12 protein-coding genes, 1 tRNA gene and 1 pseudogene are annotated in these 10,710 nt (G+C 27.3%); 4 read left to right on the top strand and 10 right to left on the bottom strand.

The window, feature by feature from the left end:
- Window positions 1-323: 323 nt before the first annotated feature.
- The 8 genes from KQI16_RS12885 to KQI16_RS03845 all read right to left on the bottom strand — a co-directional run bounded on the left by KQI16_RS12885 (window position 324) and on the right by KQI16_RS03845 (window position 5,288).
- The gene (locus tag KQI16_RS12885) at window positions 324-1,412 is read right to left on the bottom strand and encodes a hypothetical protein (RefSeq protein ID WP_286172865.1); all 1,089 of its coding nucleotides are present in this window, start codon (window positions 1,410-1,412) and stop codon (window positions 324-326) included.
- 253 nt (window positions 1,413-1,665) lie between these two features.
- Window positions 1,666-1,806 (bottom strand): hypothetical protein, encoded by a 141-nt coding sequence (locus KQI16_RS03875; RefSeq protein WP_216432385.1) that lies wholly within the window; start codon window positions 1,804-1,806, stop codon window positions 1,666-1,668.
- Window positions 1,799-2,011: a hypothetical protein gene (locus KQI16_RS03870; protein WP_216432383.1), complete on the bottom strand. Its 213-nt coding sequence runs from the start codon at window positions 2,009-2,011 to the stop codon at window positions 1,799-1,801. Before KQI16_RS03870 ends, KQI16_RS03875 begins: the two co-directional genes overlap by 8 nt.
- Window positions 2,012-2,111: 100 nt before the next feature.
- Window positions 2,112-2,279, bottom strand: a complete 168-nt coding sequence (locus KQI16_RS03865; protein WP_216432381.1) for a hypothetical protein — start codon at window positions 2,277-2,279, stop codon at window positions 2,112-2,114.
- A 10-nt stretch (window positions 2,280-2,289) separates the two neighbouring features.
- Complete coding sequence (locus KQI16_RS03860; RefSeq protein WP_216432379.1) at window positions 2,290-3,660, bottom strand: DnaB-like helicase C-terminal domain-containing protein; 1,371 nt, start codon at window positions 3,658-3,660, stop codon at window positions 2,290-2,292.
- 67 nt (window positions 3,661-3,727) lie between these two features.
- A complete protein-coding gene (locus KQI16_RS03855; RefSeq protein ID WP_216432378.1) occupies window positions 3,728-4,471 on the bottom strand; it encodes a helix-turn-helix domain-containing protein in 744 nt (247 codons plus the stop codon).
- A gap of 139 nt (window positions 4,472-4,610) precedes the next feature.
- Window positions 4,611-4,928: a helix-turn-helix domain-containing protein gene (locus KQI16_RS03850; RefSeq protein WP_216432376.1), complete on the bottom strand. Its 318-nt coding sequence runs from the start codon at window positions 4,926-4,928 to the stop codon at window positions 4,611-4,613.
- 156 nt (window positions 4,929-5,084) lie between these two features.
- The gene (locus KQI16_RS03845) at window positions 5,085-5,288 is read right to left on the bottom strand and encodes a helix-turn-helix transcriptional regulator (protein WP_216432374.1); all 204 of its coding nucleotides are present in this window, start codon (window positions 5,286-5,288) and stop codon (window positions 5,085-5,087) included.
- 135 nt (window positions 5,289-5,423) lie between these two features.
- Between KQI16_RS03845 and KQI16_RS03840 the strand changes: the two genes are divergently transcribed.
- Both KQI16_RS03840 and KQI16_RS03835 read left to right on the top strand, forming a co-directional pair.
- Window positions 5,424-5,933, top strand: a complete 510-nt coding sequence (locus KQI16_RS03840; RefSeq protein ID WP_216432372.1) for a helix-turn-helix domain-containing protein — start codon at window positions 5,424-5,426, stop codon at window positions 5,931-5,933.
- Between the two features lie 338 nt (window positions 5,934-6,271).
- Window positions 6,272-7,432, top strand: a complete 1,161-nt coding sequence (locus KQI16_RS03835; RefSeq protein ID WP_216432370.1) for a site-specific integrase — start codon at window positions 6,272-6,274, stop codon at window positions 7,430-7,432.
- A gap of 92 nt (window positions 7,433-7,524) precedes the next feature.
- On the opposite strand, the gene KQI16_RS03830 is transcribed toward KQI16_RS03835, so the two are convergent.
- Window positions 7,525-7,599, bottom strand: a tRNA-Arg gene (locus tag KQI16_RS03830).
- 153 nt (window positions 7,600-7,752) lie between these two features.
- Between KQI16_RS03830 and KQI16_RS03825 the strand changes: the two genes are divergently transcribed.
- Both KQI16_RS03825 and KQI16_RS03820 read left to right on the top strand, forming a co-directional pair.
- Entirely contained in the window at window positions 7,753-8,475 is a 723-nt protein-coding gene (locus KQI16_RS03825) for a lysophospholipid acyltransferase family protein (protein ID WP_216432368.1), read from the top strand.
- 246 nt (window positions 8,476-8,721) lie between these two features.
- Entirely contained in the window at window positions 8,722-10,305 is a 1,584-nt protein-coding gene (locus KQI16_RS03820) for a DEAD/DEAH box helicase (RefSeq protein ID WP_216432366.1), read from the top strand.
- Between the two features lie 65 nt (window positions 10,306-10,370).
- On the opposite strand, the pseudogene KQI16_RS03815 reads toward KQI16_RS03820, so the two are convergent.
- A pseudogene (locus tag KQI16_RS03815) lies at window positions 10,371-10,514 on the bottom strand (IS3 family transposase); the annotation flags it as partial.
- Window positions 10,515-10,710 lie beyond the last annotated feature (196 nt).

Genomic DNA, 10,710 nt, shown 5'->3' with positions numbered 1-10,710 from the left:
GCTTTCCTTTTCCAATATCTATCTTGAGCTGCTTTTACTTTATCTTTATTCTTAGATCTCCATTCCCTCATATATTCGTTTCTTACTCTTCTCACTTCATCTGTCAACTATATACCTCCTTTCTTTAAAATAAAAAAAACCACAGGATAATATTCAGCTTTAAAAACTGATATATTTCCCGTGGCTTATGTGAGCCTTCCACTTATAAAGTGGGGTACTGACTTATTCAATTATTATATTTATATTTATCTTTATATTTATTTTACTATAAAAATCTAAGAAAAGCTAGTATTTTCAATGATTTAGGCTTTATTCAGTTAATATTATATTTTTACATTCATATACTTATATAACTGCTCTTTATACTGTAATAATGCCTCTATATCAACTTTGTAATATCTTGTAGGCTTATTATTAATCCAGTCAACTAAATGCTCTATATTTAAGCTTGTATCTATATCTACTGATTTAATATCAATCCAGTCTGACATTGAATATTCAACTTCACAGTTACCACTAAGCATTATTTTTATCAATGATCCTGTTATATCTTTCTTGTCTACTTCGATATTACTGAATCTATATAAATCTATTTCCTTGAAATAATCATCATAATCAATATACATTTTATTATCATCTAATTCATTTATTCTCTTTGCATCTCTCCACCACTTAAAGCACTTGCCTTCATGAGGGAATATTATTTTGCTTAGCTCCGATATATTTTCAATATATCCATTACCAACTAACCATAATTCACTTTTAACGCTCTTATCATAGCAACTTATATAAATATCCTGCACTACACTTATATCACTTCCTAAGGCTTTAAACTTCTCATTTAATTCCTTTACTTCCTCATATTCTAGCAATATGCTAATTATTCTATCCTCTATTGTATAAGCCTTATCCCTTATCTTTTTTAATTCATCTTCTTCTATCTCAAATCTATCTTTTGGAGCTTTCCCCAATGCCCCTGTTAATCCTTCAAAGTTTAATTGTTCTCTTATATTCCTTTGATAATCTTGCATAACATCAAACATAATAAGCCTTTTATAATCAATGTCCTTTTCTTCTACAATTTCAGCCTTAACTATTTCAACAGGTGGTTTGCATTCACCTGTTTTTATTTTCTCTGTAGTGTCATAATTCTTTATCACTACATTCTTAAGATTCATAATTTTATTTAATACTAAACTTACATTTTCAAGGTTTAAGCCCTTATATATAAATTTTGTTTCTATCTGCTTCTTAATCTCCTCATATGATAGATTCAATATATCTTTTTCTTGTAGTGTCATTATATATTTATCACTACTTTTTACTTTTCCTGTTTTCTTATCTCTATACCTATCACTTATATAAAATCTATATTTATTATTCTTCTTATCACTTTTTACCGAACAAAACATTGCAATCCCCCTTTCGTAGTGTTATAGACATTTTGCCACTACATAATAAGTTTATGGAGCAGGCAATTTACCTACTCCTTATGTAATTCCTAGCGTATAATTTTACCTTAGCATTTCTTAGTACCTATTTAGTAAGGGGTATCAAAAAGTTACACCCTTTTTTAATAACTCTTATAATTTCTTTTTTATATTCAATTTGCAATTTTATGTACTCTTTCATAATATCGCTCCCTAATTAAAATTTTTAAATATATTATTCTATATCTAAATAAACTCTATAATATTTCCCCGTTCTTAACGGTTTGCTTATGCTTTTTATCTTAATTCCCTTCAAAGCTTCCAGGATCCTTAGCTTTTCTATCTCATTTTCATATTTAATTTGTATCTTAACCATTTATACTCCTCTTAAATTTTCTTAATCCTCTGTTTTTAATTAACCTGTGCAATACCATTGATTTATCAAAATCACTTAGGCTTTTATTTATACCTAATATGTGAACCCCCTTTTTATCTTTTCTAAAACCTCCAAGACCTTCTGGTAATTCAGTTTCTAAAACATGATATAAAACACCTTTATATTTAAATCTATATCTTTTCATTCCTTTATTTCCTCCTAATTCATTTGATTATTTAGGAGCTATTAGGATATACTATAAAGTGTGTTAATTTGTTTTAGTTATCCTATGGATAGCTCCTGGCTTATAGATATTGATAGTATCTATAAGCCTTTTTTCTTTTATTTCTCTTTCTTATTATTCTTCTATCTTGAAGCATAATATTATAGACTTCTATTCTGATTGACTTATCTGCTTTCTTGTATTCTTCGCCTATTTTTAATATAAATTCTTCTAATTCTTTTTTATCCATAAATCCCCCTTTAGTACCAATTACTTATTCTATAATTTTCAGCTTTCCAGCGTACCGCAATTATGTCTTTCCCACTTGCTCTACTCTTTTTTATTAATAAATTTATACATTCTGGATTTTTATCAGCTAGAGGACTATTATAATTAATATTTCTTTCATCTTCTTTTATCAATGTATCTCTAACAGCCTTATTATCCAATTCAACATTACGATACATACCTATTACTATATCGCTATCTCTATAAATCGAAGCTCCACCAGCTATATCATTTACAGCTACCTTTTCCCAAACATTTAAATTCTTATTTGCCATTTTACTAGCACACTCTTGTTTTCCTTGAGCTAAAATTACTATAGGTTTTCTTATTTTTATGGCAAGTTTTTTTAATAATCTTGTACATTCTGCGACTTTATAGTGTTCTTCCTTATTGCTGCCTGTTATATTTATTAAGTTTATATAGTCTATAAAAACAATATCTATATCATTTTTCATAACTTCAAGTTGTATCTTACTTGTAATATTTATTAGCTCATCTTCTTCGCTTATTAAGAGCTTATTATTTGCTGATAAATAACTATTTGCTTTGATTACATTAACAAGTTCATTATCATTCAACTCTCCTTTTCTTAATTTTTTAAATGATATTCCTGTTAAATTACTTATTAATCTATCCCTTACTTGCTCTTTAGGCATTTCTAAACTAAAGAATAAAACCTTTTTGTTATCTTTAATATTATTTAATGCAATTTGTGCTGCTAGAGCTGTTTTACCAACTCCACTAAATGCAAATATTGTTATTAAATCTCCAGTACTAAATCCACTAATTTTATTATCTAATCCGTTTATTCCTGTTTTAATAGCTACATCTATGCCTTCCATTCTTTTCTCTAATATCTTAATATACTCTAACTCTTGGCCTTCAGATGTTTCCATACTCTGTCTTTCCCCTATAACATTATTTATTAACCCAGTTATTTCTTGCTGTAAATCTTCAATATTCTTGCCTATATTTGATCTTATATGATTAGATATAAATAATAATTTTCTTTTGTGACTATATTCCTTTAGTAATTCTATGTAGCTTTCTAGATTAGATGTAGTTATAACTGATATTGTTAAATTAGTTATATAACTTATTCCCTTTGTTTTCTTTATTAAATCCTTATCTTTCATTTCTTCCAACAATAATAATAAATCTATTGTATTTTTTCTCTTAAAAATATCTTTTATTGTTTGAAAGATTATCTGATTGCTTTTAAAATAAAAATCTTCTTCAATTACACCTGCTTCTATAACTTGAATGCAACTTTCAACATTTAAAATCATTGCTCCTAATATTGCTTGCTCTACTTCATCACTATGCAACTTCTCATATTCCACGCCTACCTCTCCTTTGTATTTAATAACAAATATTTTTAATATATAACCACTTAAAATTGAGCTTTTTTTATGATCTTGTTATTAACTCTTCTTCTATATCTATAGTACAATTTTTTATTTGTTTAATTTCTTCATAATTTTTGTCTAAATAATCCTCGTATCTACCATTAAAAAAAGTTGAACCATTCATATAATTTAAATTCTTAAATCCATTTGCTCTTTGAATTTCAACGTCATTTTTATATCTATCAATACATCTTACTAATTCATCTCTTGAAATTGATTTTAGGATTTTATTTATATATCCTACAGATTTAACTTTCCCCTTCTTGTTAGGATATAATTTCCATATTTCTTCAATATCTTTAGAATTATTAATTCCTTTAGACTTTATTTGATTTAAAGTATATATATTTGTATTAGTATTTGTATTAGTATTTGTTGTAGTGTAATTTTCCACTAGGTCATGGTGTACTTTTACACTAGGTGGTAGTGTACTTTTACACTTAGTGTAATTCTCCACTAGGTGTAATTCTCCACTAGGTTTTAGAATATAATATTTGCAACCTAATCCTTTTATTGTTTCTTTTCTTATATAACCTTTTTCAATTAATGAATTAATACATTTTTTTAGTGTTCGATTATCTATTACTTTACTTCTTTTTTTTAATTGAACATAACTAGGATATGAATAGCCTTTATCTTTATTAAAATAACTTATAATACTAATCAATACTGATTGATCTTGAACTGTTAATCTTTCATCATCTAATATCGAATTTTCAATTATAGTAAAACCTCTTTTATCCAAATTCATCACCTACCTAAAGGCCTTTCGGAAACTATTTAATCCCTCCCAAGTTGCTTTTACATTCCATAAATTGCATAACTCTATATATTTTTTTAGAATATCAAAATTCATTGTTACACTTCCTTTCTAATCCTATCTATTACTTCACTCCTAATAAATTCTGTAAAGTTATTGCTAGAGCTTCAAAAGCATTCAATTTAATTTCATATGCTCTTACCTTTCCTTCTAGTTCCTTAATATACAAATCCTTTTTATAATCTTCTTCGCTTACTTCTATTCCTAAATAATCATTTATAGATTTATTCAGTACTCGCCACTCTTTGCCTACTTTTACACCCTTAAGTCTTATATTCTTATCATATTGAGCTCTGTTTAATATCTCTCTAACATATGCAGGTGATACCCCTAATCTTTCAGCTGCTTCTTCTGTAGTGGACCACTCTTTTTCTTTAATCATTATTAATATCTCCTTTCATTTGCATATTAAATTCCTCCTGTTCCTATAAATAAATCTAAAATTAATATTACTTATCCTTAATTAATTTTTATTATTAATAATTAAAATCAATTCCTACTACACTTTCAAAAATTTTTGTTTATAACTTATGATTTACTACACTTCATTTTCATCAAAAAATAACTCCAATGGAGAAACGCCTAATAGATTTGAAATTCTCTTCATTATTTCAACGCTTGGATTTTTTGCTTTTCCATTTTCTATAAGCCTTAAATATTCCCTTGATATTCCAACCTCCTTTGCAAAATCTTTAGCTTTTATTCCTTGACCTACTCTTAAAGCTTTTATTTTATACTTCATAATTACCTCCTTTATTTGCATTATGCAAACTTTAATTATATATTAATATTCGTTTCGCAAACTGTCAAGCCCTATTTTATTTTTTTATTTGCATTTTGAAAATTAAATGTTATTATTTATTTGAGGTGAGTATTCATGATAGGAGATAAGATAAAAGAAATTAGAAAAAGTAAAAAAATAAGCCAAAAAGACTTAGCAAAAAAACTAGAAATGCCTGTTTCAACTCTTGCTAATTATGAAAATAATCATAGAGAGCCAAGTATAGATACTTTATATAAAATAGCTGCAGCTTTAGATGTTAAAGCTTTAGATTTTTTGCCTGATGATGGAATGCCTATAAGTACAATTGATTATATAGATACAAAAGAATTTGAACACATTGTAGGAGCTAATATTCTTGAAGAGGTACTTAACAGTAAAAACAATTATGTTTTACCTTTTATAAAACATATAAATGACCGGTTTTTAAATGGAAAATACGATATAGATGACTTGTTATATACAGATACAAATCAATTGCTCAATGATAGAAATAGCGATTACGAAGATTTACTTTATATTCTTATAGATATAATTGATGCAAGATTAAACAGATATAAAAGAAAAAAAGAATTACATTCGAAATATGAGGAATCAAACAACTAAATATATAAGCGTAAAAGCTAAGTTGTATTATCAAATTTTAGGTATCTATTAAACCGATACCTAAGCTTACCTAATTTGATTCAGTAACCTATAATGATCCATTGATAATATTGCTTAAGCTTTCCAACTTTTGGTGGGTAAACTAACGGCAACCAAATGGTGGCTAGCTATCAAGAATTATTAATTATCTTCGTAAAAGCATATTCACCAACTTACTGGCGAAACTAATATTATATTTTCACAACTTATGCGGAAATTGTCGTGTAGTGGTGTTATTTTATATCACTACATTTTAATTTATTAGAGAAGGTTTAAAGCATTAGAAAGGTGTTGATAAAGTGGCTAGTTATAGAAAACTCTCTAATGGTAAGTGGGAAGTTACTATAGATCTAGGCAGAAATCCTGCAACCGGAAAAAGAATGAGAAAATTCAAAAGTGGATTTAAGACAAAAAAGGAAGCTATATCTTATGCTAATTCCTTTAGTGTTGATATAGCTAATGGCTTAAACATAATAGATAATAAGATCAAATTAAAAGATTTTATATTATCCTGGTACAACGACTATAAAATAAAAACAATAAGCCTTAATACTAGAGCAGGATATGAAAATAGAATAAATAATTATATAATTCCTTATCTTGGAGAAATAGAGTTAGGAAAAGTTAATACTGCTACAGTACAACAATTTTATAATGAGCTTATTAATCAAAATTTAAGACCTAATACTGTTAAAAAGATAATAGAAGTATTAACTGGGTGTTTCAAATACGCTAAAAAGCTTAATTTAATTAATATAATACCAACTGATATTGAAAAAGTGCCAGAAACATCTTCTAAAGTTGTAGTTTGGGATGAAAATCAATTAAAATACTTCTTAAATGAAATTAAAGATAATTGGCTTTATTTACCCTGCTTAATTGTAAGTCTAACTGGATTAAGAATAGGTGAATTATGTGGTCTTAGGTGGGAAAATGTAGATTTAGATGAGGGTATTATTCACGTTAAGGAACAGGTCTTAAATGATAAGAAAAATCACAGCTTAATACACACTAAAATATTAAAAACAAATGCAGCATTTAGAGATATTTCAATTCCTAAGGGTTTAATAAATATATTAAAAGAGCTTAAAGAGAATAGACCTAATTGTCTATTAAATGACTTTGTCATATTAGATAGAAAAAATAATATGTGTAATCCTCGTAATGTTTCCATGGACTTTACTCATAAAGTGAGTAAATATAAAGATACTTTAGAAGATAAAATAAAGAGTTCTAAAAAAGAAATAAATAACTATATGCAACTGCCTCAAATAAGTATTCATGGATTAAGACATACTCATGCAACCATACTATTATTAAAGGGTGAAAATGCAAAAGTAATATCTGAAAGGCTTGGTCATACATCTGTAAAAATAACACTAGACACATATAGCCATGTATTACCTTCTATGAAAAAGCAAACAGCTGACCTTTTAGATAATGTTTTTAATGACATATAATTTTTTTTATAGAAAAATGTCGGTAAAATGTCGGTTTTCTAATAAAATCAATACCATCAAACCTTGTATTTACTTGGCTTGATGGTATTTACTGGTATCCCCAACAGGAATCGAACCTGTATCTGTCCCTTAGGAGGGGACCGTTCTATCCATTGAACTATGGAGACATATTTATTAAATTTTATAATTTTATATTATTATAACATTAAAAATATGTCAATGTTTTATAAAATCATATTTTTATATATATCAGCTTTTATAGATAATAACTTTGATATATACTTAATTTATGGAAATTATGCTTGAGAGGGTGGAATTATATGATTAGATCTATTATTTGGTATTTATTCTTTTTTATAAGCTTATTAATTAGTATGCCTTGGTCTATAAGAGTAAAAATGTTAGATAAAAAGGGATTAATTGAAAAAAAAGATGAACTTGTAAATAAAGTAACCAAGCTTTGGGCTAATTGCCTTTTAAAAGTAGCTGGAGTTAAAGTTAATGTCTATGGTCTAGAGAATCTTCCCAAAGATAGAACTGTTTTATTTATTGGAAACCATCAAGGAAACTTTGATATTCCAATTTATATTTCAAAAATACCTACATTAAAAGGATTTATTGCTAAAGTTGAAACCGAAAAAATCCCTGGAATAGTAACTTGGATGAAACATATGAATTGTGTTTTTATGGATAGAAGCAGCTTAAGAAAATCTAGTGAAGCTATAATTAAAGGAATAAAAATTTTAAAAGAAGGTCATTCTTTAGTTATTTTCCCTGAAGGAACTAGAAGTAAAAGTGATAATATGGGAGAATTTAAGGCTGGCAGCTTTAAACTTGCTACAAAGTCTAAAGTTCCAATAGTTCCTGTCACCATTAGCGGATCTTATAAGATAATGGAAGCTAATAAGAAAAAATGGATTATAAAACCTTCTATAGTTGATCTTTATATTCATAAAGCTATAGAAATCTCAGATTTATCAAAAGAGGATCAGGAAGAACTTCCTAAAAAAGTTAAAGAAATCGTAGCTAGTAAACTAATATAAAAATTAATAGATTTTTACTGGATTAACAACCTTATTATGCTATTAATTTTTCCTTTATAATTAAGTACTTATATTAATTAACAATTGTAATCATTTAAATATGAATTTTATAACAAAAAGTAAAAAATAAATTCTTTTCCTAGGAAATAATTCGAGCATAAATCCTAATTTTAGTGTATACTAAGTAAGTTGATTAGTGATAATATATTTAATCATAATTTTTTATTAATAGAAAGAGGATTTTGAATGAATGAAATTAAATTTAGTGATTTAGAGCTTAAGGATACCCTTTTAAGATCTATTGCAGAAATGGGTTTTGAAAAACCATCTCAAATACAAGCAGAGGCTATTCCTATTGCTTTAGAAGGATATGATATTATAGGTCAAGCTCAAACTGGTACTGGTAAAACAGCTGCCTTTGGCTGTACTATAATTAATGGAATTTCTAAAGAAGATGGGCTTAGTGCTATAATACTATCGCCAACAAGGGAATTAGCTATTCAGGTTCATGATGAGCTTAAAAAATTATCAAAATATGATAACTTAAATATAGTAGCTGTTTATGGAGGAGACTCAATATCATATCAAATAAAAGCATTAAAAGGAAATGTAAATATAGTTGTTGGTACTCCAGGAAGATTATTAGATCATATAAGAAGAAAAACCTTATCTTTAGATAATATTAAATATTTAGTATTAGATGAAGCTGATGAAATGTTAAATATGGGCTTTATAGATGATCTTGAAGAAATAATAAAACAAGTACCATCAGAAAGACAAACTTTACTCTTTTCAGCAACAATGCCTGATCCAATCAAAAAACTTGCAAAGCGTTATTTGAAAAAAGATGTTAAACATATAGCTATTAAAAAGACTTCGATGACAGTTTCTAAAATTAGTCAAAGTTATTTTGAAGTATCTCATAAATCAAGATTTGAGGCTTTATGCAGAATCTTAGACTTTGATCAGCCAAAATCATCAATGATATTTTGTAAAACTAAAAAGGGCGTTGATGAACTAGTTGAAGCTATGCAGGCAAGAGGTTATGTTGTTGAGGGAATGCATGGAGATATGTCTCAAGCTCAAAGATTAAGAACTTTAAAGAAATTTAAAGAAGGCTCTTTAAACTTTTTAGTTGCAACAGATGTTGCTGCAAGAGGTATTGATGTTGAAGGAGTTACTCACGTTATTAACTATGATCTCCCTCAAGATGTAGAAAGCTATGTGCATAGAATTGGAAGAACAGGAAGAGCTAATAGAGAAGGAACTGCCTATTCCCTAGTATCACCTAAGGAATATCCTATGTTAAAGCAAATAATAAGTGTTACTAAAAGCGAAATTAACAAAAAGAAGGTTCCAACTGTAAATGAAATATTTAAGAATAAATCTCATAATTTATTAAAAGATGTAGCAAACAATATTGAACTTTCAAACAACGAAAGATTTATACCAATGGCTAAGGAATTATTAGAAAAATATGATGCTGTTGAAGTAATTGCTGCTTTAATGAAAAGTAATTTCAAAGATGATTTATTTGAATTCTATACATCTAATGAATTAAAAGCCCCAAAAGCTGATTCTGAATATGTCCGTTTATTCTTCTCTGTAGGTAGAAGGGATGGAATCACTCCTAAAACTATCATTAACTTTATAAAAGATAATGCTAGAGTTAAAGCATCACATATTGGAGATATTGATATATTGGAAAATTTCTCTTTTGTGAATGTTAGTCCAGATATAAAAGATAAGGTTCTAAATAAATGTATGGGAATTAAATTTAACAGAAGAAAAGTTAATATTGAAGTAGCTAATAAGAAGAAAAAAAGATAATAAACTAAAGAAAAGCTGTTTTAGATGTAAAATGTACCCCTTGTCAAGGACAGTTTAAAAAAAGACTATGAAACAGCTTCAAGAAGATGACTTCTGTATCGGACAGGAGTCATCTTTTTTAAATTCCACTGAGATCTATAGTTATTATAATAATCAATATAATCATCTATTTCAGTAATTAATTCCTGAAATGTTTTACACTCATTGATTATTAATGCTAAAATAAAAATTAACAAGATTACAAATATAAAACTTAACAGAATTGCAAATGAAATAGTATAATTATCTCCGACGTAAGGAGGTAATTAGCATGATAGAAACAATAAAGGCAGAACTGAACATTTTGAGGTGCTTAAATATGAAACCAAACTATAGTGACTTAGCAAGAAAATATGGAGTTTCAAG

It is taken from the genome of Caproiciproducens sp. MSJ-32 (assembly GCF_018918055.1).
GTDB lineage: Bacteria > Bacillota > Clostridia > Clostridiales > Clostridiaceae > Clostridium.
Note: the sequence above shows the minus strand (reverse complement) of the source record. Positions and strands in the feature narration are given on the sequence as shown.